General features: G+C 41.2%; 24 protein-coding genes. 3 read left to right on the plus strand and 21 right to left on the minus strand.

Going from position 1 to position 25,365, the window contains the following annotated elements:
* Window positions 1-68: 68 nt before the first annotated feature.
* Window positions 69-677, minus strand: coding sequence for a LysE/ArgO family amino acid transporter (locus ABC374_RS24320; RefSeq protein WP_350300658.1), 609 nt, complete (start codon window positions 675-677; stop codon window positions 69-71).
* Between the two features lie 124 nt (window positions 678-801).
* On the opposite strand from ABC374_RS24320, the gene ABC374_RS24325 reads away from it, so the two are divergent.
* The gene (locus ABC374_RS24325; protein WP_413020005.1) at window positions 802-2,247 is read left to right on the plus strand and encodes an aminotransferase-like domain-containing protein; all 1,446 of its coding nucleotides are present in this window, start codon (window positions 802-804) and stop codon (window positions 2,245-2,247) included.
* 133 nt (window positions 2,248-2,380) lie between these two features.
* Here the strand turns inward: ABC374_RS24325 and ABC374_RS24330 are convergent, their stop codons facing one another.
* The 8 genes from ABC374_RS24330 to ssb all read right to left on the minus strand — a co-directional run bounded on the left by ABC374_RS24330 (window position 2,381) and on the right by ssb (window position 13,461).
* Entirely contained in the window at window positions 2,381-2,797 is a 417-nt protein-coding gene (locus tag ABC374_RS24330; protein WP_350300660.1) for a hypothetical protein, read from the minus strand.
* A gap of 210 nt (window positions 2,798-3,007) precedes the next feature.
* Complete coding sequence (locus ABC374_RS24335) at window positions 3,008-6,745, minus strand: S8 family serine peptidase (RefSeq protein WP_413020006.1); 3,738 nt, start codon at window positions 6,743-6,745, stop codon at window positions 3,008-3,010.
* Window positions 6,746-6,952: 207 nt separating this feature from the next.
* Window positions 6,953-7,855 (minus strand): ABC transporter permease, encoded by a 903-nt coding sequence (locus tag ABC374_RS24340; protein WP_350300662.1) that lies wholly within the window; start codon window positions 7,853-7,855, stop codon window positions 6,953-6,955.
* Window positions 7,856-7,867: 12 nt separating this feature from the next.
* Window positions 7,868-8,872, minus strand: a complete 1,005-nt coding sequence (locus tag ABC374_RS24345; protein ID WP_137016483.1) for an ABC transporter permease — start codon at window positions 8,870-8,872, stop codon at window positions 7,868-7,870.
* Window positions 8,873-8,987: 115 nt separating this feature from the next.
* The gene (locus tag ABC374_RS24350; RefSeq protein WP_350300663.1) at window positions 8,988-10,604 is read right to left on the minus strand and encodes an ABC transporter substrate-binding protein; all 1,617 of its coding nucleotides are present in this window, start codon (window positions 10,602-10,604) and stop codon (window positions 8,988-8,990) included.
* 42 nt (window positions 10,605-10,646) lie between these two features.
* The gene (locus tag ABC374_RS24355) at window positions 10,647-11,615 is read right to left on the minus strand and encodes an ABC transporter ATP-binding protein (RefSeq protein WP_350300664.1); all 969 of its coding nucleotides are present in this window, start codon (window positions 11,613-11,615) and stop codon (window positions 10,647-10,649) included.
* Window positions 11,596-12,600, minus strand: coding sequence for an ABC transporter ATP-binding protein (locus ABC374_RS24360; protein WP_157831068.1), 1,005 nt, complete (start codon window positions 12,598-12,600; stop codon window positions 11,596-11,598). The genes ABC374_RS24355 and ABC374_RS24360 overlap by 20 nt, the downstream gene beginning before the upstream one ends.
* A 498-nt stretch (window positions 12,601-13,098) precedes the next feature.
* Window positions 13,099-13,461: a single-stranded DNA-binding protein gene (gene ssb, locus ABC374_RS24365; protein WP_350300665.1), complete on the minus strand. Its 363-nt coding sequence runs from the start codon at window positions 13,459-13,461 to the stop codon at window positions 13,099-13,101.
* Window positions 13,462-13,821: 360 nt separating this feature from the next.
* On the opposite strand from ssb, the gene ABC374_RS24370 reads away from it, so the two are divergent.
* Window positions 13,822-14,256 carry a YwpF family protein gene (locus ABC374_RS24370; protein WP_350300666.1) on the plus strand — a complete coding sequence of 145 codons (435 nt, stop codon included), beginning with the start codon at window positions 13,822-13,824 and terminating at the stop codon, window positions 14,254-14,256.
* Between the two features lie 116 nt (window positions 14,257-14,372).
* Here the strand turns inward: ABC374_RS24370 and ABC374_RS24375 are convergent, their stop codons facing one another.
* From ABC374_RS24375 to spoIIQ, 8 genes are all read right to left on the minus strand, one after another.
* A complete protein-coding gene (locus ABC374_RS24375; RefSeq protein WP_413020008.1) occupies window positions 14,373-14,654 on the minus strand; it encodes a hypothetical protein in 282 nt (93 codons plus the stop codon).
* 305 nt (window positions 14,655-14,959) lie between these two features.
* Complete coding sequence (fabZ, locus tag ABC374_RS24380; RefSeq protein ID WP_034315755.1) at window positions 14,960-15,388, minus strand: 3-hydroxyacyl-ACP dehydratase FabZ; 429 nt, start codon at window positions 15,386-15,388, stop codon at window positions 14,960-14,962.
* 128 nt (window positions 15,389-15,516) lie between these two features.
* Entirely contained in the window at window positions 15,517-15,771 is a 255-nt protein-coding gene (locus tag ABC374_RS24385; RefSeq protein WP_137016469.1) for a DNA-directed RNA polymerase subunit beta, read from the minus strand.
* A 167-nt stretch (window positions 15,772-15,938) separates the two neighbouring features.
* Window positions 15,939-16,781 carry a flagellar hook-basal body protein gene (locus tag ABC374_RS24390; protein ID WP_350300668.1) on the minus strand — a complete coding sequence of 281 codons (843 nt, stop codon included), beginning with the start codon at window positions 16,779-16,781 and terminating at the stop codon, window positions 15,939-15,941.
* A 53-nt stretch (window positions 16,782-16,834) separates the two neighbouring features.
* Window positions 16,835-17,674 (minus strand): flagellar hook-basal body protein, encoded by an 840-nt coding sequence (locus ABC374_RS24395; RefSeq protein ID WP_413020011.1) that lies wholly within the window; start codon window positions 17,672-17,674, stop codon window positions 16,835-16,837.
* A 280-nt stretch (window positions 17,675-17,954) separates the two neighbouring features.
* Window positions 17,955-18,956 carry a rod shape-determining protein gene (mreB, locus tag ABC374_RS24400; protein WP_076368333.1) on the minus strand — a complete coding sequence of 334 codons (1,002 nt, stop codon included), beginning with the start codon at window positions 18,954-18,956 and terminating at the stop codon, window positions 17,955-17,957.
* 308 nt (window positions 18,957-19,264) lie between these two features.
* On the minus strand, window positions 19,265-19,537 hold the full coding sequence (gene spoIIID, locus ABC374_RS24405) for a sporulation transcriptional regulator SpoIIID (protein ID WP_034315767.1): 273 nt from the start codon (window positions 19,535-19,537) through the stop codon (window positions 19,265-19,267).
* Window positions 19,538-19,973: 436 nt separating this feature from the next.
* Entirely contained in the window at window positions 19,974-20,948 is a 975-nt protein-coding gene (gene spoIIQ, locus ABC374_RS24410; RefSeq protein ID WP_350300670.1) for a stage II sporulation protein SpoIIQ, read from the minus strand.
* 152 nt (window positions 20,949-21,100) lie between these two features.
* Between spoIIQ and ABC374_RS24415 the strand changes: the two genes are divergently transcribed.
* Window positions 21,101-21,526, plus strand: coding sequence for a VanZ family protein (locus ABC374_RS24415; protein WP_350300671.1), 426 nt, complete (start codon window positions 21,101-21,103; stop codon window positions 21,524-21,526).
* A gap of 18 nt (window positions 21,527-21,544) precedes the next feature.
* Here the strand turns inward: ABC374_RS24415 and spoIID are convergent, their stop codons facing one another.
* The 4 genes from spoIID to ABC374_RS24435 all read right to left on the minus strand — a co-directional run bounded on the left by spoIID (window position 21,545) and on the right by ABC374_RS24435 (window position 25,268).
* Window positions 21,545-22,582 carry a stage II sporulation protein D gene (spoIID, locus tag ABC374_RS24420; protein WP_350300672.1) on the minus strand — a complete coding sequence of 346 codons (1,038 nt, stop codon included), beginning with the start codon at window positions 22,580-22,582 and terminating at the stop codon, window positions 21,545-21,547.
* A gap of 201 nt (window positions 22,583-22,783) precedes the next feature.
* The gene (gene murA, locus ABC374_RS24425; protein WP_098371638.1) at window positions 22,784-24,085 is read right to left on the minus strand and encodes a UDP-N-acetylglucosamine 1-carboxyvinyltransferase; all 1,302 of its coding nucleotides are present in this window, start codon (window positions 24,083-24,085) and stop codon (window positions 22,784-22,786) included.
* 32 nt (window positions 24,086-24,117) lie between these two features.
* Window positions 24,118-24,867, minus strand: coding sequence for a YwmB family TATA-box binding protein (locus ABC374_RS24430; RefSeq protein WP_350300674.1), 750 nt, complete (start codon window positions 24,865-24,867; stop codon window positions 24,118-24,120).
* Window positions 24,868-25,025: 158 nt separating this feature from the next.
* The gene (locus tag ABC374_RS24435) at window positions 25,026-25,268 is read right to left on the minus strand and encodes a DUF1146 family protein (protein WP_101223821.1); all 243 of its coding nucleotides are present in this window, start codon (window positions 25,266-25,268) and stop codon (window positions 25,026-25,028) included.
* Between the last annotated feature and the right edge of the window lie 97 nt (window positions 25,269-25,365).

A 25,365-nucleotide genomic window follows, 5' to 3' on the forward strand; every position in this document is an offset into this window, starting at 1 on the left:
TCCCCTTTTTTTATACATAAGCGTCCAGTTATACATGGCATCGTTTGGTTCGAAAACGTTTATCTGATTCAATAAAGCGACTTCACCATATAGAGAGCTGTGATCCAAATGATGATTGCCGAAATTTTATTTAATATTCCAAGGAATTTACCAGATGTATCAACCTTTTTCAGCAAACGTCCCGCAAGACATAATCCATGGAACCAGCACCATGACACAAAGATGCACGTTGCGGTGAAAATCATTTTATCTTTTCCTGAATAAACAAGTGAGCTCGAACCGATTACACCTATCGTATCCAAAATTGCATGCGGATTCAGTAATGATACGGATAGAGCAAATACAATTTGTTTTTTGGTCGACATCTGCATGGATTGGGCACCTGACTGTGAGTTCGATTTGGCAAACCAAATCTGAAAACCCATATACAATAAAAAAATAACCCCGATTATGATTAATGTAAGGCGCAACCAATCATATTGCATGACAACCAACGAAACACCTAAAATAGCTAACAAAATGAGCAGTGTATCACAAATTGCAGCTGTTACCGTTGCTGGCAATGCTTTTTTTATTGTAGGTTGGATTGCTCCTTGATTAAAAATGAATACATTTTGCACGCCCAACGGAAGTATCAGCCCTAATGCCAATAAAAACCCATGAAAAAATGGCCCCATACGAATACCCCCTCCCTTCAAATTCAGTATAATGAAAAAAACAAAGAAATTGACCATCCAATTGGTTGGTTTACAAACCAACCAATTTATAATGAATATAGAACATGAAAGGAGTGGTTTTCGTATGTTTATCGAATGGAGACCAAACCGGACTTCCGACCAATCACTTCACCTGCAAATAGTAGATTGGATCAAACAGCAAATTACACGAGGGGAATGGCCAGTTAGCACCAAGCTTCCATCACAACGCTCATTGGCCGACTCATTTGGCGTAAACCGAAGTACCATCATCACAGCCATAGATGAGTTGATTGCAGACGGATTATTGGAAACTAAGGTTGGGTCCGGCACATTCGTTTCCAATAATACATGGAATGTGCTCGTCTCCGGCAAACAGCCCGACTGGAAAAACTATGTCCGGAATGGCCTTCATGAACCTAATTTAAAAACGATTCAGGACATTAATCAGTATGAAACGGACACTGCCATCATCAGATTAGGCACAGGCGAACTATCTCCAGCTCTATTGCCTGCAAAACAAATCGAAAAGACATTGCGATCCACTTCTTTTGATGCCCACTCATTAGGCTATTCCGAACCCAAGGGTGATAAGAGACTTCGTCAATGTATAAGTGCATATTTAGAAACAAAAGGGATCAACGCGAGTCCCAGCTCCCTCATGGTCGTTTCTGGCGGGCTTCAGGCACTCCAGTTGATATCAGTTGGTTTACTTCAAAAGGGATCGATGATTTTACATGAATCCCCTTCCTACTTAAATTCCGTTCACCCTTTTCAATCTGCGGGCATGCACTTATTAGGTTTATCAAGACAAGGCCGGGAAAGTATCCCGACACAAATAAAGCACATTAACGGAAGGAAGAAAGCGTCACTGTTTTATACTGTTCCAACGTTTAACAATCCAACGAATACTACATGGTCAAAAGAAGAAAGACTTAACCTCCTATCACTATGCAAAAAGGAACAGATCCCGATTATTGAAGATGACGTATATAGTGATTTGTGGTTTGATAATGAACCACCGCCTCCATTAAAATCCCTTGATGCAGATGGCCTTGTATTGCATATTGGCAGCATGTCCAAAACATTAAGCCCAGGATTGCGTATCGGATGGATTGCTGGCCCAATAACTGTGATTGAACGTTTAGCGGACATTAAAATGCAAATGGATTACGGTTCAAGTGCACTTTCCCAACACCTTGTGGCAGAATGGTTAGCAAATGGGCAATATTCAAAGCATTTAGAGTGGCTAAGGCATGAGTTGATAGGACGCAGAGATTTTACATTAACTCTGCTCAATCAATATTTTAAGGGACTGGCTGAATGGCAAATACCTCAAGGCGGATTTTATATATGGTTAAAATTATGTAAACCCATCGTGAATCCAAACCTTTTCAGGCAAGCGATAAAGGAGAACATACTTCTTAATCCGGGATACATATACGAACCAAATAACCATACACATATACGGCTTTCATATTCATACGCCTCGGAGGAACAATTAGCTTATGGCATCCTAACCCTTTCAAAGATCATTCGGCGGTTGGTTTGACATCTTGAAGGATTGGAGACGCATTAATGGAGCTGCCGTGGCAGCTCCATCCTTATTGAGTAGAGTAAGTTTTCGTATGAATTATTCGGAAATCTCATGCCTTACAACGTCCTGCCTAAAAATGTAAGGGATTTCATGGCGTAGCGGCTTTCATTTTTACGTTCCGCTCTTTTTGCTGGATGATGAAAAAAGAATGGTGATAGCCATGATTGATCATGATATGATCGAGGATTGCAGTGAGCGCCTCACCCTTATTCGGCTGATATGACTCTGAACTTTCCTCAATGATGATTTTTTCTTGGTGGGGGTCATAATTAATAGATGTTTTAGCACCTTCTTCAAAAAAAGAAAGGGTTACCTCCTGACATAGAGGAAAATCCTGATAAGGTGAATCTGAGCGGGGATCCTTTTCAAAGGGAGAATGGACGTGCTGAAGTGCATCAAAGAAACTCGGTTTTGTAAGATATGACCTGTCGCTTCCTCTCCTTTCGAATTTCACTGTAATTGCAATACTAGTTACTTTATTGCTAGATTTCTTCTTATAATTCATAGATACCCTCCTTTCAATAGGATCTTTATACCTAATTCTTTTATCCTATTCGATATACCTGCCGGATAATGAAAAAACTTCCTCACTAATAGATTTCCATATTAGCACGGTGAAAACGAAGCAAACTACTCCATAATCATCACGGGAATTCATACTTCAAATCCATAATCCGGAAAAAACAGCCCTCTTGGATAAGAGGGCTGCCTTTCGTTATTTTTTTGCTTTATTGATGTTAAAGGATTTCTTCGATTCATTTCCTGCAAGATCGGTCACCTTAAACTCAATCTTATTGTTGCCTGTTTTAAGCGGCAGCTCCAAATCCTCTATCTTTTTCTTATAGGCACGCATTTTGTATGGTTCCTTGAATTCATGATAGAATACTTCGCTTCCGTTCAGGTAAAGGCGGATTTCATCGAAATTATCTTCCACCGTCACGTCCACTTTTGGATTTTTGCCTTTGACTCCCACAGTTTTCGGTACACCTTTCACTTTTAAACCTGGCTTTGTTGCATCGACCATAATCGTCCGTTTAAAGGAAACCGTGTTATCCCATTTATCTGTTGCTTTAACCGTGAAGCTTTGAACACCCTCTTCAAATTTCTTTTCATACGAGAATTCATATTTGTTATTCGCCTTGTTATACGTTGCAGGTACCGTTTTATTGTCGATTTTGAATTCCTTTATTTCCGACGCTTCTTCAATTTCTCCTGTTATTTTGATTTTATTTTTATTGTTCACGCTCAAGGCTTCAGGACTCTTGATTTTTACAGCTGGTGCATGATTATCGATTGGAGCTGAATCACTTGCTAATTCAGTTTCCGCCGTTTTTTCATTACCTGCATAGTCAATTGCCACAACCTGAACCTTTTCCCCTTTTACATCAGGTAAAGTGAATTGTTTTGCATTCGCCGGGAGCGGCTCTTCCATGATGGATGCTCCATCAACTTGTACATCGTAATAAGCAAGTCCTGAACCATTCAAATTATCCTTGCCTTGGATGGTTAATACATTGCCCTTTTTCGAAATCTTGACTGTCGGCTTTACCGTATCGATTTTGATAGGCATTTTAAACGTCTGCCATTTTGCACCCTCGTAATCTATCATCGCTTTGATTTCAAAATAATAGACCCCATCCTTAGCGAGTGCATTATTGATTTTACCGTCCCATTTACGGGCCGGATCAAGGGTGTACGCGGTCCCTAGTCCGCCATCATAATAGTCCTTACGTACATTATTCTCTGAGCGAAGTTTCCGGACTGATTTGTTTTCACCATTCAATATATTGTATTCTACCTTTTTCGCATTCCTTAAGAATGATAGGACAGGCACGAAGTCATCCTGTGCACCATCACCATTTGGGGAAATCGCAATATTTTTGCCATTGAATGTTTTCCCCGCAGGGTCATAGCCAAGATAAGTGAAATCTTCACCTGCTGTCGATACTCCACCTGCCATGCCATAGAAAGACTCTTTATCATATTTAGTGCCATCCAGGATCGGGGCTTTGTCCCACTCCCCTTTAAATCCTACATACGGTACATTCAGTTCCGGATTCGTATCGGCTGGATCCTTCAATGAAATGAACCCTTCAACGAAATATCCGTTTGGAAAGACCTCGTCAATGTCTACAAGAGTCTGAAGGTCATCACCGAGTACCTTTGCATCGGATATGTCAACTTTCACTTCGAATGTAACCGATTTTTTTGCAGGAACGGTAATCTTATTTGTGCTTTTATTATTGATTTTAATCGAAGCGTTCTTAATTTCCTGTGCTTCCAGCTCGTTAGCGGTATAACCGAGTTGTCCCTGGATTGCATAGTCTGTTTGGATATTTCCTTTTACATCATACTTGACCGCTTTGTTGCTGAAGTTTTCTACCTTTAAAGTAAAGGTGAACTTATTGCCGATCTCCTTCATTGCAACCTTCGCTTCTTTCGTGAATGCCTCTGTCACGACAGCAGGTGTGGACAATGCGGATTGCAGCTGCATGACCCCGGCTCCCTGCCTGCGAGGCGAGTAAGGGTTTTCCCAGTCAAGGGCTTTATTGACGACACCTTGATCCGCTAATGGTTTTGATGTATTCATCATCAGTTTCTTCGCTAAATTTGCCCGGGCAGATCCGTTTAATTTAAATTCTTTATCCACTCTTTCAAGAACCAGTGCCGAGCCGCCGGAAACATGTGGTGCCGCCATCGAAGTACCGCTCATCATTCCATATTCATCGTTGTTCAGCGTCGAATAAATTTGGCCTCCCGGAGCAGTGATTTCCGGTTTGAAATCCAGGTTTGGTGCGACTCCCCATGAACTGAATGAGCTCATTTTCCCTGCTTCTGGATTTACAGCTTTTGTTTTATCACCATTAAAGGTAATCTTCACCTTTTCGCCATCCGTTAAGGCCGCTTTCAGCTTTGCACCATCCGATTTCAACATGAACAGCTGGGGAATGGTGATGCTTGGATCTGTGGCCATGGAAATATATCCGTCAGCATTATTGTAAATAATGACTCCTGTCGCTCCTGCTGCCTGGGCATTTTGCGCCTTTTCTATAAAAGAAAGCGTGCCGCGCTCGATGAGGGCGAACTTGCCTTTAACATCCACTTTGGAAAGCTCCTCTGGCGTCCCAAGACCTGCAGCCACCAAGTCATGTGTTTTTTCCTTTAAAGCATTGGGATGTACACTTGAAGCCGACATGAACGGAGCTTTTCCTGCTTGTCCGCTTATATCATAAGTTGCTGCATCCAAATCCATATAGTTATTCTCTACCGATGCCACTTGTACAGAATCGTATGCAAGTCCAGGTGAGCCTGAAACGCCAATATCCGGGTTAGAGGCTGATGGGTTGGCAAATCCATTTCCAAAGTGTGCCGAGTTTCCTGCTGAAATCGACATGAGGATACCATTATCAACAGCCCTGGATACCGCCTGCTGCTCCGGATCTTCTGCAGATACAAAACCTGCAGTGGAGCCAAGGCTCATATTCAACACATCCGCCCCAAGGATGATGGCATCGTCAATCGCCTTGATATATATATCGCCCCATGTTGTCTGCATGTCGGGATCATTCCCGAAGACCTTTAAAGCTAGCAGCTGGGCTTCAGGAGCAACCCCTTTAATGCCGCCATTCTCTTCATCTCCATTGGCACCGGCCGTACCCGCTACATGCATTCCATGCATGGACGCCCCTTCACCAAGATCAAGGATTTCTTCATTTTCATCCATGTAATTGTATCCATAAGGAACCTTCGCCGTATAATAATTGCCTAATAGATGGCTAGATTCCTTCATCCCGTTAATTTCCTTTTCAGTCAGTTCTGCCTTGTTCTCATTATTCAGGAACATATCACGGTGAGATGGGTCGATTCCAGTATCGATAATCCCGACGACCATCCCTTCCCCTTTATATCCATATTCCCGCCAAGCTTCCTGGGCTTGGACTAGTTCTTTACTATAAAGCATTTCGGGTTTTTCTACAGGACGTTCATATTCATTCGCAATATGTACTTCAGCAACTTCAGGCATGGCTTCCACCTTTTTGATTTCACCATACTGAAGTTCACCGCTGAATCCATTGACGACTGTAGTAAAACTTTCAAGCTCCTTGAAAGCTATTTTTTTCTCTTTCACCTTTTTTTTCAATTTCTTCTGATTAGCTAGCTTTTCGTACTTTAATTGTTGTTTCTTATTTTTTGATAGCTGTTTAAAAAGTTTCCCTTCTTTCGAAGCTGTTTCTATTGCAGGGGCTTCCTTCATCTCTACGATGACCCTGACCTTCTCGTCGCTTTTGTATTTCTTATCCAAATCATTTTTCTTCAGCTTTATAATACTTTCCTGATTCTTCTTACCTGCACCGCCCGAACCTGCCGGGGGGTCTGGGAGTTTCGCTGCGGAAACGCTTGCAGTAAATACTAATAGAAAGATTGCTAGAATGGACAAGCTACGTTTAATCAATGAACTTTCCTCCTCTAAAATAAGCAATTTTTGGAATATTCTTACTGAGTATAAAAGTATCACAACTTTTGGGGTGATTTTAAGAGATAATAGTCACTATTTTCCTATTCCGAACTAGGATTTTGTTATTATTTTTCATATTTTAATAGATTTACAGGATAAACGACAAAAAGATGGTGATGTTAAACTAACATCACCCCTTTACTTCTAGTTTTTCATTCTTGGGTCCAAGGCATCGCGCAGCCCATCCCCCATTAGGTTAAAGCCGAGTACCGTAAGCATGATCGCAAGCCCAGGGAAAAGAACCGTCCATGGTGCTTGAATGATGAACGCCCTGGAATCAGCGAGCATTTTTCCCCACTCTGGCGCTGGCGGCTGTGCACCGAGACCGAGAAAGCCGAGTGCTGCACACTCAATGATGGCAGTTGCAATCGCTAAGGTACCTTGAACGATAATCGGTGCAAGGCTATTCGGAAGGACGTGGTGAAGGAGAATGCGGCCATCCCCCATTCCAATTGCCTTTGCAGCCGTTACATATTCCTCTTCTTTCACCGTTAAGACCCGTGAACGTAAAAGCCGGCCGAATATCGGGACATTGACGATGGCTATGGCAATAAGTGCGTTGCGAAGTGAGGGCCCCAAAACGGCAACGACAGCAATGGCAAGCAAGATACTTGGAAAGGCCAGAATAATATCAAAGATCCTCGATATGATCGTATCTATCCACCTGCCGTAATAACCGGCAATGATTCCCAAAAAAGAACCGACCACAACAGATCCGGCAACAGATAAGAAGCCGACCCCTATTGATATGCGCGAGCCATAAATGACCCTGCTCAAAATATCCCGGCCAAATTCATCCGTACCAAACCAATGCTCCGCAGAAGGGGCCAAATGTTTATCACTTAGCTTTTGCCCCTCAAATGAATAAGGTGCTATAACGGGCGCGAAGATGGCGATTAGGATGAAAAATGAAACAATCCCCAGACCTACAAGGGCTACCTTATTTTTCCTAAAACTTTTCCAGCCTTCCTTCCAGGGAGAGATGACTTTTTCCTCTGCCTCTTTTGGAGGAAGGAGTGGCGAAGTATTCGTTGCTATTTCAGGCATGAGTTTCCCTCCCTATTTATACTTAATCCTAGGATCGATCGCTGCATACAACAAGTCCACAACTAGATTGATCATGACAAACAAAAAGGCGATGACGAGAATTCCGGACTGTATCACCGGATAATCCCTAGATAGGATTGCATCATAAATATATGTACCGATACCTGGCCACCCAAAAATGTTTTCGGTCAATATGGCGCCGCCTAAAAGTAATCCTGTCTGCAGTCCGATAACCGTCACCACTGGAATCAGGGCATTCTTAAAGGAATGCTTGTAAACAACCCAAAACATTCTCATTCCTTTAGCACGAGCCGTACGAATGAAATCCGATCTCATAACTTCCAGCATGGACGAACGTGTCATCCTTGCAATAATGGCCATCGGAATGGTCGCCAGCGCAATTCCCGGCAAAATGAGATGTTTGATCACTTCGAAAAACTGATCCACCCTGCCAGCCATGAGTGTATCTATCAAATACAGTCCGGTTATGGCCTCAACGGGATCCCTGATATTGTCCCGCCCTGTCGTCGGAAGTAAATCCCATTGAATTGAAATGATATATTGCTCCATTAATCCCAGCCAGAAAATAGGCATGGACAAACCAATCAACGCAATCACCATGGCGACATAATCAAACCATGAGTTTTGGAACCAAGCTGATATTATCCCTGCATTAACGCCTATGACCACGGCGATGATCATCGCGATCAAGGCCAGTTCTATCGTAGCCATGAGGTATGGACCAATTTCTTCAGAAACCGGACTATTCGTTTTTAAGGAAACACCCAGGTCTCCCTTTAACAAGCCTGATAAGTAATCCCAAAATTGAATGAACCAAGGTTTATCCAGACCAAGTTCCTTTGTCATTGCAGCGACTGCCTCTTCCGTTGCTTGCTGCCCTAAAATCACCTGTGCAGGATTTCCAGGAATCGCCCGAATCATCATGAATACAATAAACGCCATTCCTAGTAACACTGGAATGAGAGATCCTAAACGTCGTACGGTATAGGAAAACAAAACAATCACCCGCCTTTTAAATAAGGGGCCTTAATAGCGCCCTCGATCATTTTGAAACGCATTCCATAACAAAACCGGGAAGCATGCAAGACTCCATACTACCCGGTTCGTACGGTTAATTTTCTAGAGAAACATTAACAAGGGATTGTGAACCAGTCGGATGTGGAACAAACCCTTTGACCGTCTTAGATCCGGCTAACTGCGGTAAAGAGTGTACAAGCGGAACCCATGGAGCTTCTTCATGGATGATTTCCTGTGCTTTTCCATACAACTCATTACGCTTGGCTTCATCTGCCGTGGACTGAGCTTCAATCAGCAGTTTATGGACTTCATCGTTTGCGTAACGGGCATAGTTGTTGGAGCCGATATTATCTTTATCCAATAATGTATAAAGGAAGTTATCCGCATCTCCATTATCGCCTGTCCAGCCCATCATGAAGGATTGGGCTTCACCAGCCTGCACTTTCTCTAAATATGCAGCCCATTCGTATGAAACGATATTCGCTTCGATGCCGACTTGTTTTAGGCTTGCTTGAATGGCTTCAGCCACTTTTTGACCATCTGGCATATATGGGCGCGGTACCGGCATTGCCCATAGATCCATTTTAAATCCGTCTTCAAGTCCAGCTTTTTTCAGCAGCTCTTTCGCTTTTTCTACATCATAATCATAGTCTTCGACTTTGTCATTGTAGCCAGAAACGGATGGAGGCATAGGATTCTTGGCAGGCTCTGCTGTACCTTCATAAAAATTATCAATGATTTCCTTTTTGTTGATCAAATGCGAGATGGCTTGACGCACTTCTTTCTTGTCGAATGGTGCTTTCTCAACATTGAAAGCAAAGTACCCGACGTTCATGGACGCACGTTCGAATATTTGCAGTTTTTCATCTCCTGTAACCTTACTGATATCACTTGGGTTCAACCCGTCCATCAGGTCGATTTCACCCTTGATTGCAGCATTTAAACGTGCAGAGTTATCTTTAATGACCTTAAACGTGATTCCATCAAGTTTCGGCAGTCCATCTTGCCAATAGTCATCGTTTTTCACCACTTCAATCGTATCGCCAGGTTTCCATGATTTGAATTTGAAAGGACCTGTACCAGATGGATTTTTAGTGAAGTCGTCACCCTCTTTTTCAATTCCAGCCGGACTGGCTATTGCAAATGTAGGCATGGCAAGGTTTTTCAGGAACGGCGCCTGCGGACGGTTCAAAGTGAATTCCACCGTGCTGGCATCGATCGCTTTTACTTCTTTGATAACATGGCCTTCATCACCTTCAAATCCTCCGAACATGGAGGCATAGTACGCAAATTTACCCTCATCCTTACTTTGTGCCCAACGTTGAAAGTTTTTTACGACCGCATCTGCATTGAAATCCGAACCATCATGGAACTTGACTCCGGTTTTCAATTTGAATGTGTATGTTTTTGCGTCATCGGACACTTCCCATGATTCTGCAAGACCCGGATTGATTTCCGTATCATCTTCCCCATATTTCACTAACGTTTCAAAAATCTGCTGTGTGACGATGAATGATTCCCCATCGGTTACGATGGCTGGGTCAAGACCGACAGCGTCTCCGCCTTTACCGTATATCAATACGCCGCCTTTCGCTTCACTCGATCCCCCTTTACCATCATCTTTCTCTTTTGATGTAGACGAGGAGCATCCCGCAAGCGCTAGCGAAAGAGCCAGGATACCAGTCAGCAATAATGCCAATGTTTTCTTCATATTCTTCCCCCTTATTATTTGCGAATTTATGTATACGTCGTGTCAATTGTATAAATGACAAGCAACGTAGTGACCAGGTTTATGTTCACTCAGGATTGGCTTTTCCGTATTGCATTCTGCCATCGCCTTCGGACATCTCGTATGGAATGGACAGCCGCCGGGCGGGTTTGATGGGCTTGGAACATCTCCCTGCAGGATTACCCTATCCCCCTTGTATTCCACATCCGGGATGGGCACGGCTGATAATAAAGCCTGCGTATATGGGTGAAGCGGATCTTCATAAAGTCCTTCACTTTCCGTCAATTCAACTATATGTCCAAGATACATGACACCGACACGGTCGGAGATATGCCTTACCACCCCAAGATCATGAGCAATGAACAAGTAGGTCAAATCAAAATCTTCCTGCAAATCCTGCAACAGATTCAAGACCTGGGCCTGAATCGACACATCCAGTGCAGATACCGGCTCATCAGCAATGATCAGTTTGGGGTTGACTGCAAGTGCCCTCGCGATGCCAATACGCTGCCGCTGACCCCCACTGAATTGATGCGGATACCTTTTAGCATGGTAACTGCTTAAGCCAACAACCTTAAGAAGTTCCTGTACACGGGCTTTTCGTGCCTTTTTATCTTTAACCCCATGAACGATGAGCGGTTCTTCCAATATTTTTTCAATTGTATGCCTGGGATTGAGGGAAGCGAATGGGTCCTGGAAGACCATCTGCATTTCACGGCGCATCTTTCTCATTTCACCGGCAGATAAAGCCGTCAGGTCCTTTCCTTCAAAATAAACATTACCCTCACTCGGCTCAAGCAATCGAAGCAATAATCTTCCCGTCGTCGACTTTCCGCAACCGCTTTCACCGACAAGTCCCAAGGTTTCCCCTTTATAAATGGAAAAGGACAAACCATCAACTGCCTTGACCTCTCCAATGGTCTTTCCCAGAACCCCTCCTTTAATCGGAAAATGCTTCTTTAGGTTTTCTACCTTAACCAATGTTTGACTCATGCAAGGCAGCTCCTTTCCCATCTTCATACAGCCAGCAGCGAACATGCTGACCCTCATCGAATTTCAATAGAGACGGGGTCTCATTTATACATTGCTCCATGGCATGGGAGCATCGAGGGGCAAACTGGCACCCGAGGTTGCTTGTCCCAGGTTTTGGCACATTACCAGGTATTGAGTAAAGGCGCTCTTTCTTTATTCGCATATCCGGAATCGATTGAAGTAAACCGACCGTATAAGGATGCTTAGGATTTTGGAAAATCGTTTGCACATTTCCTTCCTCTATTACCTTGCCGGCATACATGACAATGACACGTTCACACATTTGCGCAACTACCCCAAGATCATGGGTAATCATCATGATTGCGGTGTCTGTTTCTTTATTTAAATTCTTCATTAATTCTAGGATTTGTGCCTGGATCGTCACATCCAAAGCCGTTGTAGGTTCATCGGCTATAAGGAGTTTCGGCTCACAGATCATGGCCATGGCTATCATGACCCTTTGTCTCATTCCGCCTGAAAGCTGATGCGGATATTCATCGAGCAATTCCTCGGCACGGCCAAGCCCAACCAGCTTCAACATTTCCACCGCTCTTTGGCGGGCCTGTTTTTTGTTCCATTTTTTATGTATCCGAAGCGTCTCGACCAACTGCTCGCCAATAGTGAACACGGGATTCAAGCTTGTCATCGGTTCCTGAAATATCATCGCTATATCATTCCCGCGAATTTTTCTCATTTTCGCTTCAGACGCATTTGCGATGTTCTCTCCTTTAAAAAGGATTTCTCCCTCCACCTTACCAGCCGGTGAAGAAACCAGACCCATGATGGACAGAGAAGTAACGCTTTTTCCGCATCCCGATTCTCCCACTATCCCTAAAACCTCACCAGGATTGACATGAAAATCGATTGAATTCACGACAGGGATCACCCCATCGTCCGTACGAAAACTGGTTTGCAGCCCATTCACCTTAATAATTGGTTCGTCCATCAAATCACTTCCTATATATAACTTTTTTTCCAATTATATTATTGGGTTTATTATTGCATCAAAATTAAAATATTACAATATATTTTCTAAAAATTCTAATTTAACAGAATTATTTTTTATTTTTTTCTATTTACGCACTTTTTGGCACAAAAAAAAAGACTGCAAATTTGCAGTCATTACAAGAGGGGAAACAGATAAATCGATTTTATTGAGGGTAAATCGGGGTTTCCAGCCGAGGAAGAAGCTATATTAGCTTTGGGAATGAATGGATGAAAATGAATTTTATATACTACTGTAAATTTTTACTAAATCGTGCTGAAATTCTGTCCATTTATTATTCATTATGGTCATATAAATACTTTTTTTGTTTCCTATGTTTTAAGCATAAAATTGATCCATCCTATTATTGACGGAATAAATCACTAATGTTTTTTCCACTACTGCATTTTATTGAAAACAATCTTGCTTCTGTCCTGAGTCGGGCCGTCATGCCCAAAACTATAAACCAATATGTTCAAACTCCTTGGGCTTAACATCATTTTGTTTAGACCCAATGAATTGAACCCTCTCGGCGACCACTTCAGTTACATATACATATTTACCCTCCTGATTTTCATATCTCCTTGTTTGTATTCTGCCAGTTATGCCGATTATGGCACCTTTTTTACAATATTGAGCAGTATTTTCAGCAGACTTTTTCCATATGATACACTGTACAAAGTCGGCCTCATAGTTACCGACGGTATTACGAAAGTTCCGGTTGACTGCTAAAGTGATATTTGAAACAGCCTTGCCATCGGGTGTGTATCTTAATTCAGGATCCTTTGTAAGCCTGCCGACGAGGGTAACTTGGTTAATCATTTTTTCACCCCTTCCTCTTTAATATGCTTTAATCATACTCCTTCTTCCATTGATTAAAAAATGGAGGAAATGGTCTTGTTACACCATTTTTCTTCATAAAAAACCGTTTGAATTGATGCAAAATCATTTTTTATTGATTAAAATCAGGTGAAAAACGAATAGTTAACAAAATTAAATATTTTGCAAATTTTTATTCTATCCTTCATAATTTAGACAAATGTTGGGTATTCATTTCATTAAGGGACTTTTTTTTAGTATGATATAATTACCTTTAAAAGGATTAATCGAAATGTACCATTTCAAAATTTACGTTTAAGAGAGGTAATTACCGCTCTTTCTTGCAAGAAACGGAGGAATTAGATGAAATCATTTAAATTGATCTCGTTGCAAATTGTAACTGAAAATTTTAACTTGATTGATATTGCATTAACAGATGGATTGATTATAAATAAAGAAAACGACGCTAGATCGTGGTTACTGGAAGCCTTTGTAGAAGAAAATCATTTCAAAGAGCTTGAACCTTCACTTCCCGATATAAACGGAGAAGTGTATATCCAGGCCGTCATTACCAACAAGGATAATGAACCGGCTTTGTTTCACACTGTACTACGCACAATAAGAAAAGTCGGCAGCCATTACAGCCTTCTATTCGTTGGTCACATCCAAAAAACACGGAGCAAATATGCAGAACTCCTTCTTGAAGATTTGGTCCAAAAAGGTCTCGTCGGCGATGAATTAATAAATGAGTTCAAGCAAAAAATCCGCTCGAAGCCTAAATTAGCAACCAATAAATAAAAACCCTTCCCTTAATTCCCATCCCCTAATCGAATGCGCATAAAAAAGACTGACTTAGATGAAGAAGGATATTGATCCTCTTCTTTCCTAAGCCAGTCTTTGTCATTCTGTGCTAATTACTTATTGTTGTCGCCTTTTTTATCAGCGTCTTCAATCAAGTCATCGGCATCATTATCGACGTTATTATCGTCGTTATCAAGCACGCCATCATCGTTATCATTCATATCGTTATCATCTGTGCCGTTGTTATCATTTACACCATTGTTATCATCTTCTATGATGTTGTTATCTTCTTCTGGTGCGGGATTGTTGTTGTCGTTATTATCCGTTCCACATCCAGCAAGGAACATAATAGATAATAAAGATCCCCCAATTAGTGCAAAAATTTTCTTCATCATTTTTGGCAACCTCCCTTCTTTCTTTATCATTAGCTATTTTGCCCGAATGTGAAAATAACTTGCGTCCTATTTTAAATTTAAAAAGAAAATCAGCTAATTGGAATTAATCATAAAAAAATGCCGGACATAAAAATGTCCGGCTTTCAAAGGGAGAATAGATAGTTCTTAAAACCGCGCTTGCTTTAAAAAAGCATGCAGTGCTATTTATATACACCGCTTCACGATTCCTTAAACCATTTTTTGAAATATATAGTTAATTTAGTTAATTTAGTCCATTTCCTTTTCATTGAAAATGAATGAATTTCTTATTTGTCACCAAAAGCAAACATGATATCGGCTTCACATGCTGTTTCTCCATCTACCGTTGCCACTGCTTTCCCTTTACCCATTGATCCTCTCATACGCACTATTTCCACTTCCAGACGCAGCTGATCACCTGGTTTCACTTGCTTTTTAAAGCGGCAATTATCAATCCCAGCGAAAAATGCAAGCCGTCCTTTGTATTCTTCCTGTTTCAAAACGGCTACAGCGCCAACTTGCGCTAATGCCTCTACAATTAAAACTCCAGGCATAACTGGATAATCGGGGAAATGGCCATTAAAGAATTCTTCATTTGCTGAGACATTCTTCAATCCTACCGCCCTTTTCCCTTCATCTATTTCAATGATCCGGTCGACTAATAAGAATGGGTAACGATGCGGAATAATTTCCTTTATTTGTGTGATATCAAGCATACTTGTTCCTCCTATGACTTAAATATTTCAAACATAACGTAAACTCGCCCCTGTCATGATGACAGAGGCGTAGTTGCCATGTAATATAAATCCGCTAACGACAGCAACTACTTCAAAAAAACATGGAACTACGCGCCCTTGTTCACTATATCAATAATATGGGTCCATGTGGATTTTTGGAAAACATCCATTGCATGTCCTCCACCAATCACACTGTATCCTAATAGTGCCCCGGATAATACAGCAATGAAAATCAATCCGATAACAATGAGTAAACGAAGCCAAATCGGTAAAAGACGGACCTTGATTCTACGGTTCGGTTTCGCCTCAACTTCCTTTATCTCTTCTTCAATTTGTTGTCTCATTACACGATTTTGTTCCATATAGAATGTGAAAGCTCCTTTTAAGAAAACTCGCCGACTGATTTTCCTATAAACCAGAAATTCAGCAGCTATGCAAAATGATCGGCACGAATGATTCCCTTTGTTATGAATTCATTATAACCGATTTGCTCTAATTCCGCAGGGAGACATTTTATTTACCAGATACCTTAACGGATTCCATTGACTAATCCGCTCATTTGATCGGCCATCGTTACCGCTCGGGATTGAAATTGGTAAGATCGCTGAACATTGATTAGATCCGTCATTTCTGTGGAAAGATCGACATTTGAGGACTCCAGAGTGCCCTGTTGGACTGCTGCCTGGTTGCGGGAATCCCCTGTGAGTAGGGTCATGATATCGTCTTCAGTAACACCCAAGGCATTGAAGTTTTCGGGCAGGCCAAGTAAATTTCCGCCTAAGCGGTCAAGAAATTGGGGTTTTTTTACCGAGACGATCCCGAGCCCAAAACTCTGTTCGCCATATTCTTCCGTATCCACTATCAATAAACCATTTTCCGAAATCTTAATGTCTTTAATGTTTCCCTCAATGAGGATCGGTTCACCATTTTCATCAAGTACTTTATGTCCTGCAGAGGTAACGAGCATCATTTGGTCGTTAGCATTAGGAGATAAATAAAAAGCCCCATCCCTTGTAAGCCTTGTATTGACCCCATTATCGTCCTGAACGCTTACGGTAAAGAATTGGTCCTCCCGGGTGAATGCAACATCAAGGTTGCGATCCGTCGTCTTTAAGGCTCCCTGTGAAAGCACCAATTGAGATTGGCTTATCATGGCACCTGTTCCCTGCCGGATGCCAGGTGTGGTCAACCTTCCTTTTTCCTTGGTCTCACTCGGTTGATTATTGAAACTCTGTGTCAATAAGTCATTGAAGCTCGTTTGGGTCTTTTTGTAGGCAGTCGTGTCCACATTCGCGATATTATTACTTATATGATCGATTTTACTTTGAAGTTGGTTCAGCGTATTCGTCGCCGTCATCATCGTCCGATTCATGGTTTTCCCCTTACATGTTCAAATTTCCAAAATCATCTTTTCCTACTGTTCAATTAAAGCCTGCCAACCTCATTGACTGCTTTATCCAAACTTTTATCATAGGCTTGAAGAACCTTCTGATTCGCTTCAAAAGAGCGGTATGCCGACATCATTTCTGTCATCGTTCTCGATTGGTCAACATTGGAGCCTTCAAGAAAGCCTTGCTTAGTAGAAAAACCGACATCTGCAGCCGCGTATGCGCTAGGTAAATCCCCATCATTCACAGCCTTATATATGCCTTCCCCATCTTTCATGAGCTGTAATGACGGATCATCCGAATAACCGATGCCAATAAGTGCGGTTTGAACATTTCCTTCTAAAATAACACCGTTTTCCGCTACTGTGAACTGATCGCTATCAAGCTTGATCTTTTCATTATTTTCGTTCAATACATAATGACCCGAAGGCGTGGTCAGATAACCTTGCCCATCCAGGGTGAAACTGCCGTTACGCGTATAACGGATAGCACCATCACCATCCTGGACAGTAAAAAACACAGATCCTTGCCGACCCGTTTCTTCATTGATCGGCAGATTTTCATCAACTAAGGAAATATCCGTATTAAGCTGCGTCTCCTCCAATGTACCCTGGGTAAATAAAGGATTCGCCTCCTGTACGTAAACACCCGTACTGAGCCCTCCAACCTGGGATAAGTTAGTCATGCTCAATTTGTTCTCCGTAGGAACCGTTTTACCACCTATGTTGCTTATGAGCATTTCCGGAAAAGACCTTACGCTCATTTGATCCGCCTTATACCCTGTTGTGTTCGCATTGGACATATTGTTTGTGAGCAATTCTGTGCGCCTTTGCTGTGTAAGCATCCCGGAAGCAGCCGTATAAAAACCTCTTAACATCTTCTTCACTCCTCAATCTACATAACTTATCCCGTTCAATTTCTCATATCTATCTTATCGGACATGAACATCAGTATCTTAAGGAAAAGGAAAAGCATTAGGCAGAAGAATTTGTCTATATCGTAGGCTAGGTCAGATTTAAAGGAATGGTGTTAAAATTTTCGACTAAAAGAAGAGGGCCTATTGCTCATCAGTACTAGAACTGCACGCACTTTCACTATGCCTCACGTTTGTCTGAACCTTAGACCCCTATCTTATGATGCGGATTTCCAACCGCTTTTTAGTTGAATTTGTGCCGTGGCAATTTATCCATGTTATCAAGCATGATACCGGTTCCGATTGCTACACAATCCATTGGCTGCTCGGCAACGAGTACTGGGACCTTAAGCTCTTCAGCAAGAAGTAAATCAATCCCGTGAAGCAATGCTCCCCCGCCTGTTAAAATGACTCCGCGGTCGATGATATCAGCAGAAAGTTCTGGCGGCGTCCGCTCAAGTACGCTTTTTGCAGCTTGTACAATGATGGAAACCTGCTCGCGGAGAGCCTCCTCAATTTCTTCTGAATTGACCGAAATGGTTCTAGGCAATCCCGATACCATATCGCGCCCACGGATATCGATGACTTCATTACGAGATCCAGGGAAGACGGTTGCAACCTGGATTTTAATGTTTTCCGCTGTACGTTCACCAATGAGGAGCTTATACTTCCGTTTGATATAATTTAAAATTTCATTATCGAATTTGTCACCGGCCATTTTGATAGAAGATGATGTAACGATATCCCCCATTGAAAGAACGGCAATATCCGTTGTACCCCCGCCAATGTCCACGACCATATTGCCGCTTGGTTGAAAAATATCCATGCCGGCACCGATTGCAGCCACTTTTGGTTCTTCTTCAAGGAATACTTTCTTTCCGCCGCTTTTTTCGGCAGCTTCTTTAATCGCCTTTTGTTCGACACTTGTTATGTTGGTCGGGCAGCAGATTAAAATTCTAGGCTTTGAAAGGAAGCCTTTCACATTCAATGTATTGATAAAATGCTTAAGCATCGATTCTGTTACATCAAAATCCGCAATGACACCGTCTTTTAAAGGTCGGATTGCGATGATGTTTCCTGGAGTACGGCCTACCATTTTACGAGCTTCCTCCCCGACGGCAAGAACACGGTTCGTATTCTTATCAATCGCTACTACCGAAGGCTCATTTAACACAATTCCTTTACCTTTGACATGTATAAGAACATTGGCTGTTCCAAGATCTATCCCAATATCTCTAGCAAACATTTCTTAAATCCTCCTTGAATATCCTCACATATAACCTACTTCTGTCCTAATTGTTTATTTTACCATATTGCATTGACACAAGTAAGTATGAATTATAAATAAACACTAATATAGACTATTATTTCCTAAATTGCCAATATGTAAAAAAATTCAATGCCTTATGTACTACATTTCCTCTTTTTCCCATAAAAAAATTCCGGCATGGAACCGCAAACAAGGTTGAGAAAAGAGCTGACACTCACTTTCATGTCCCCTCATTCATTCCCCGATTGCCCGATTCACTTCCAATTGCCGGAATGATTCAAGTATCATTTCACGATTTCTTCTTCTCTTTCAGAACGTTTATATTTTAATTTTGTCGCTTCTCCACCTCTAAGGTGACGAATGGATTTATGATAATCCAATATATCCTTCACTTCGTTAGCCAAATCAGGATTAATTTCTGGCAGCCTCTCAGTTAAGTCTTTATGCACTGTGCTTTTAGAGACCCCGAACTCTTTTGCAATGACGCGGACTGTTTTTCTAGTTTCCACGATATACTTTCCTATCTTGATAGTTCTTTCTTTGATGTAATCGTGCACACCACTCGACCTCCCCAAATTGGATGTGAGAAGTGTGAAATGAGATTCGTATTTTTCGAATCGAATACCGCTGCCCTATAAACAATGAAAGATAGAATTATTCACCTATTAGATAATTTGTAATAAACGATTCCTCACCTCAAACACTCTCTTTGCATGGTTTATAACATCTTATTAGCTTGGTTAAGAATATATGCCTAATGGGACAGGAGGTTTGGATTTATTTCTGATTTTCATCTGTTTCTTTTCCTTAAGAGCAAATTATTTCCCGAGAAATTTGTCAAAAATTCAAAGGTTTCAGCATATTGTCCAATATTTCCTCGAAAGAAAAAAAAGGAAGCCGTTCAAAGTGAACGGCTTCCTTTTACCAAATTTTCAGTTGTTGTCATTCGTAACGCTCTAGGTTTTTGTTTTGATTTTATTAAAAATCTTAATTTTAATTAGATTGATTTAACGAATCTTTTAAGGAATCGCTTTCTTCAGTTGTATCTTCACCAGGGACAGTGCCTTCTTCATCAGTGCCATTCTCTAAATCAGTGCCCTCTTCAGATTCGTCAACTGCAGGAGCTTCTTCTGTGCCAGTTTCAGACTCTTCGACTGCAGGCGTTTCTTCTTTATCAGCTTCAGATCCTTCAACTGCAGGTGTTTCTTCTTTATCAGCTTCAGATCCTTCGACTGCAGGTGTTTCTTCTTTATTAGCTGAATCTTCAAGTTCGCTGCCTTCGGCTTCAGTTGCCGATTGGATCGCAGAAGCTTGTTTATCAACAAAATCAAGTGGGTTTAACGCAATGTTATCTTTTCTGATTTCGAAGTGGACATGTACGCCAGCTTCTTCATTGATTTGGCTTTTTCCAGCTGTAGCAATTGCTTGTCCTTGTTTCACTTTGTCACCGACTGCAACCTTAATGTCTTTAACAGATTGATAACGGGTAACGACACCATCTTCATGCTCAACTTCAACTAAATTTCCAAGTAACGCATCGTCTTGAACTTTCGTTACATTTCCACTTAAGGAAGCTTTTACATCGAAAGACTTTCCATCTTCCATAGCAATGTCAATACCTTTATTTTGCTCATATCTATTGTTGTAGAAAACCAATGCTTCTTCTTGTGCCTTTTCATCCGCATTCACATCATAAAACTGTTTCTTGATAACCGTTTTGTCTGCATCGGCTACAGGCATCTTGATTGTCTCAAGATTACTATTTACCTCTACAGAAGGCTCACCATAGTTTTTTCCTGTTTCAGCTGATTCCTCGCCATCTTTAGCTGAATCATTAAAACTATTTTGTAATAAGAAGGCCGCGGCTAAGATTATGGCTGCACTTGCGATATAGATTGCTGATAATGCCCAACGTTGTTTTAGTATACGTCGGATTGTGGAAGTTGGTTTCTTTTCTTCCTCTCTCATATTAATCACCTCAGCAATCATTCTGAACATTTTGCTAAGATTATATACATTCAGGAAAAAAATTTTTTAGATTTATTTTGTGGAAATGAAACCGATTTTATTCGCAGAATGGTAAAATGTTTGATATCTTACTGTTGAAGGATGATTAAATCATGAAAAAAGCTTTTAAACTTGTGTTAACGTTATTGCCTTTCCTATATATGATTGCCATATGGATAATGTCGAGCAACCCCGATGATATGATTCTTGATCTTCCCTCATCCTCTATTGACCGATTTATCAAAGAGGCACTTCATCTGGTCGAATTTGCCCTTTTGTATATATTATTAGTTTCGGCCCTTGCCGCAAACCAAAAAATGAAACCAGGTTTAAGCCTGTTGGCTGCCCTTGTAGCCTGCCTTTACGGGGTTATTGATGAATACCACCAATCTTTCGTCCCATACCGCTCCTCTACCTTGATAGATGTCATTAAAGATATCATTGGAGTCGCTGCAGTCTATTTTCATGTCCAATATCATTATTTCAAGCGTAAACGGGGCTTTTTGACGATTATAGAAAATTTAAACGAAAAAAAATGAGAGATGGGATCCCCACTCTCATTTTTTTGCCGTCATCGTATTCAGCCACTTACTTGAAGACTGAACTTTGACGCCTTTATAATAATATTTCACGATGTCTTCATAGGTTTTTCCTTCCCTGGCCATGCCATTAGCACCGTACTGGCTCATTCCAACTCCGTGTCCGGATCCTTTTGTCGTGATGACAATCTGGTTGCCTTGACGCTCCCAGTCAAAATCGGATGATGTCAGCCCGAGCTTCTCACGAATCTGTTTTCCTGTCATTTTCTTTCCTCCGATATCCACTACACCTACGCGATTACCTGATGTTCTTTCAATGACAGTTCCTATTGATGTTCCCGAAGAAAGATTTACACCCAGCTTTTTTTCAAAATCTGCAGTATCGACAACAACTTTATTATAAAATTTTGGTGATTCTTCTTTATCCCACGGACTGGATACACTTTTTAAATAGGGAAATTCAGCTTGCCAATAGTCCTCTGAATTCTCCGTATAGCCATTGCTGGTCGAAAAAAAAGTGGCAGTAATCGGTTTTCCTTCATAGGTTAAGATTTGACCCGCCGTTTCCTTTATAGCCTTGTTGATTTTTTGCATCTTCGATTTATAATCAGAGCCCCACTGTTTTTTCAGCTCATCATTATTCTTATAAACTTGGTGCATGACCGTATCGCTTACATCGGCACCATCAGGCAAGCCTAATCGACTTTCGCTTATGAGCTGATTGACAATGTAGGTTCTCGCTGTCAATGCTTGTGCCTTCAGCGCTTCTTCTTCAAAATCTGCTGGCATTTCAGCTGCAACCACACCAGTCAAGTACGATTCAATCGGCAGTTTTTCAATTTTTTTTGCAGATGTGCGGTAAACGGCAACTTCTACGGAACTCATTTCATTTGCAGCTACCTCTTTACCCTCATTCTTCACTTTCTTTTCCAATTCTTCGGTCAATTGCCCACTTGTCTTTTCATTTGAAAATGGAAGCACAAGCACTGCTGGAATCATGATAATTACGAATGCTACTGCTATGAATAGTACGATCATCGGTTTGATTGCTTTCAAATTCCTGAGCCTCCCTACACTTGTTTTCTCTGCCGTAAATCGCATTCAGCAGGTATCTTTACATAACAAATGTATGTCGAAGGACAAGCTTTTATGAATAGAAAAACGACAACTATTTAACTGTAGGCGATGAACCCGGAACAAGACAAAAAAACCATTCACGGTTCAATGACTCGAACGTGAATGGTTTTATAAGCTAACTTATGCGTTTAAATCTGCGATTTTTTTTGTTTCAGCAGGCACATCTTCGTTAATACGTTCCACATCAGCACCTAGAGATGCCAATTTACCATGGAAATTCACGTATCCTCTGTCAAGATGCTTCAATTCTGTAACACGTGTAATGCCATCTGCAACCAATCCAGTCAGGATGAGCGCTGCCGCGGCACGTAAATCTGTTGCAGCTACTTCAGCACCTTGAATGTTAGTTGGACCATTGACGATAACGGAACGGCCTTCTATTTTAATATTGGCATTCATGCGACGGAATTCTTCAACATGCATGAAACGGTTTTCGAAAACGGTCTCCGTAATCATACTTGTTCCTTCAGCACGCAGTAATAATGCCATCATTTGCGATTGCATATCAGTCGGGAAACCAGGATGCGGCATTGTTTTGATATCAATGGCCTTCAAGGTTTTTGGACCGATAACGCGTAATCCATCTTCTTCTTCAAGAATTTCAACGCCCATTTCCTCCATTTTGGCAATAAGGGAAGTAAGGTGTTCAGGTACAGCTCCTTGAACAAGAACATTGCCGCCAGTAAGAGCGGCCGCAGTCATGAATGTACCAGCTTCGATACGGTCAGGTATAATCGTATGTTCAGTGCCATATAATTTATCGACACCTTCGATTCTCATAGTACCAGTACCGGCACCTCTGACTTTAGCACCCATTTTATTAAGGAGATTCGCAAGATCTACAATTTCAGGCTCTTTGGCCACATTTTCAAGAATAGTTATACCTTCAGCAAGTGTTGCTGCCATCATGATGTTTTCAGTGGCACCCACACTCGGGAAGTCAAGATACACTCTTGCACCCTTAAGTCTGCCTTCAACCTCGGCATCAATGAAACCATTGCCGACCTTCACTTTTGCTCCCATCGCTTCAAAGCCCTTTAAATGCTGGTCGATAGGACGTGATCCGATGGCACAGCCACCAGGAAGAGCAACGCGGGCCCGGCCATTCCTTGCTAGTAATGAGCCCATCACTAAAACGGAAGCTCTCATTTTACGTACATATTCAAATGGTGCTTCTTCTAATAACTCTCTTGATGCATCTACAGTTACTTGATTGTCATGAAAGGCAACATCTGCATTTAAGTTGCGCAATACTTCATTGATTGTATATACATCGGAGAGCGTAGGAACATCTTTAATGATACTTTTCCCATCACTTGCTAATAATGTTGCAGCGATAACTGGCAAAACGGCGTTTTTAGCACCTTCTACTTTAACTGTCCCGCTAAGCCTTTTTCCGCCGCGGACGATGATTTTTTCCAAAAGTATTCCCCTCCGCGTCCATTTTCTCTATATTAATATTCAAACGTTATGATTGGTGTGCCAACTACAAAGTTCGTTCGGTCACCCAATCCTTCTGTCCGTAGCCCAAACTGCAAATTTAATTTTTCTTTTGTCAAAGGTTGTTTAAACAATGTTGAATGTGCAGATATAGATGTAAAGTTTGTTTCATGCACACTTTCAATTTCCCTTGCTTGGAACATATCTAACAGGTCTTCAGTTTTAGAGTTTAAAACCGAATCCATATTATCATTGATAGACCCTTTAATACAAGAAAAAATTGAAGGAGTTCCTATAAATAGGTCATTCACCCTGTTTCGGAACGTAGCGGTAAAAAATTCCTTATTGGCTTTCTTCCACTTTTTCCCCTTCACTTCGTAAATAACATAGGTAACTTTATCAAATTTCTCTTCCGTTGTCATTATTTTGATAGACTCGGTCAGACCTGAATCGACATTGTGAGTTAACGCCTCAGCCTTCCAGCCGGAAGCATCATCTTTCCGGTGCCATTGAAATTGAGGATATTTTCGTTTTAAAGCTGTAACTTCGCTTTCAAACTCTTGTTTAGTTGTAATCTCTTTATTTATTTCTCTAGTGAGTACAGACCAATCCCCTATGTCTAAATCTTTATCTTTTTGTAACAGTCCCACCATTTTAACTATATCTGGTTTACTTTCTGCCACAATCGTACTATTCCCAATTAAAATCACCATCAAACCGAGAAATACTATGTATGTTAACATTTTTTTGTTTAAATTAAACATGTTAAATCCCTCCCCTTTTACACATTCTTTCCAGAAGGAGAGAGATCATACTTCGAGTTTTCCGACAATTGGTGACAACTTCCCCTTAAACTGGCAGGAAGCAAAAGCGAATACAAGAGTAGAATCATATTTTGCTATAAGAAAATTCTTACAGCATATCAGTCATTACTAAACATATACGGAAGTTGATTTGCAAATCCCAGGTAGTCGAGGAAGAAATTACTTACAACTGAACCGATGGCAACCGTTAATAAAATATATAAAACCCTGGCCTTGATGACAGAATTGGATCTTAATATTTTATCAAAATGTAATGCCTGGAGAGCCCACCAGGTAACTGCGATGAAAAACAAGTGTGCAATTATTCCTGTTAAAGCCTGCTGTCCCATTGCTGAAAACATGTACATACCTCCTAACAGACACCCGAATTCTATTCTAACACAAAACCCCTTCATATTTGGAATTTAAAAGGAAGAATTGCAAAATATCTTTTTAAAA

Origin of the sequence: Peribacillus phoenicis, from assembly GCF_047238085.1 — a bacterium.
Lineage (GTDB): Bacteria > Bacillota > Bacilli > Bacillales > DSM-1321 > Peribacillus.

Coding starts and splice junctions, on each gene's coding strand:
- ABC374_RS24320 (WP_350300658.1), bottom strand. CDS start 677: ATGGGGCCATTTTTTCATGGGTTTTTATTGGCATTAGGGCTGATACTT.
- ABC374_RS24325 (WP_413020005.1), top strand. CDS start 802: ATGTTTATCGAATGGAGACCAAACCGGACTTCCGACCAATCACTTCAC.
- ABC374_RS24330 (WP_350300660.1), bottom strand. CDS start 2,797: ATGAATTATAAGAAGAAATCTAGCAATAAAGTAACTAGTATTGCAATT.
- ABC374_RS24340 (WP_350300662.1), bottom strand. CDS start 7,855: ATGCCTGAAATAGCAACGAATACTTCGCCACTCCTTCCTCCAAAAGAG.
- ABC374_RS24350 (WP_350300663.1), bottom strand. CDS start 10,604: ATGAAGAAAACATTGGCATTATTGCTGACTGGTATCCTGGCTCTTTCG.
- ABC374_RS24355 (WP_350300664.1), bottom strand. CDS start 11,615: ATGAGTCAAACATTGGTTAAGGTAGAAAACCTAAAGAAGCATTTTCCG.
- ABC374_RS24360 (WP_157831068.1), bottom strand. CDS start 12,600: ATGGACGAACCAATTATTAAGGTGAATGGGCTGCAAACCAGTTTTCGT.
- ssb (WP_350300665.1), bottom strand. CDS start 13,461: ATGATTAACCAAGTTACCCTCGTCGGCAGGCTTACAAAGGATCCTGAA.
- ABC374_RS24370 (WP_350300666.1), top strand. CDS start 13,822: ATGAAATCATTTAAATTGATCTCGTTGCAAATTGTAACTGAAAATTTT.
- ABC374_RS24375 (WP_413020008.1), bottom strand. CDS start 14,654: ATGATGAAGAAAATTTTTGCACTAATTGGGGGATCTTTATTATCTATT.
- fabZ (WP_034315755.1), bottom strand. CDS start 15,388: ATGCTTGATATCACACAAATAAAGGAAATTATTCCGCATCGTTACCCA.
- ABC374_RS24385 (WP_137016469.1), bottom strand. CDS start 15,771: ATGGAACAAAATCGTGTAATGAGACAACAAATTGAAGAAGAGATAAAG.
- ABC374_RS24390 (WP_350300668.1), bottom strand. CDS start 16,781: ATGAATCGGACGATGATGACGGCGACGAATACGCTGAACCAACTTCAA.
- ABC374_RS24395 (WP_413020011.1), bottom strand. CDS start 17,674: ATGTTAAGAGGTTTTTATACGGCTGCTTCCGGGATGCTTACACAGCAA.
- mreB (WP_076368333.1), bottom strand. CDS start 18,956: ATGTTTGCTAGAGATATTGGGATAGATCTTGGAACAGCCAATGTTCTT.
- spoIIQ (WP_350300670.1), bottom strand. CDS start 20,948: ATGAGAGAGGAAGAAAAGAAACCAACTTCCACAATCCGACGTATACTA.
- ABC374_RS24415 (WP_350300671.1), top strand. CDS start 21,101: ATGAAAAAAGCTTTTAAACTTGTGTTAACGTTATTGCCTTTCCTATAT.
- ABC374_RS24430 (WP_350300674.1), bottom strand. CDS start 24,867: ATGTTTAATTTAAACAAAAAAATGTTAACATACATAGTATTTCTCGGT.
- ABC374_RS24435 (WP_101223821.1), bottom strand. CDS start 25,268: ATGTTTTCAGCAATGGGACAGCAGGCTTTAACAGGAATAATTGCACAC.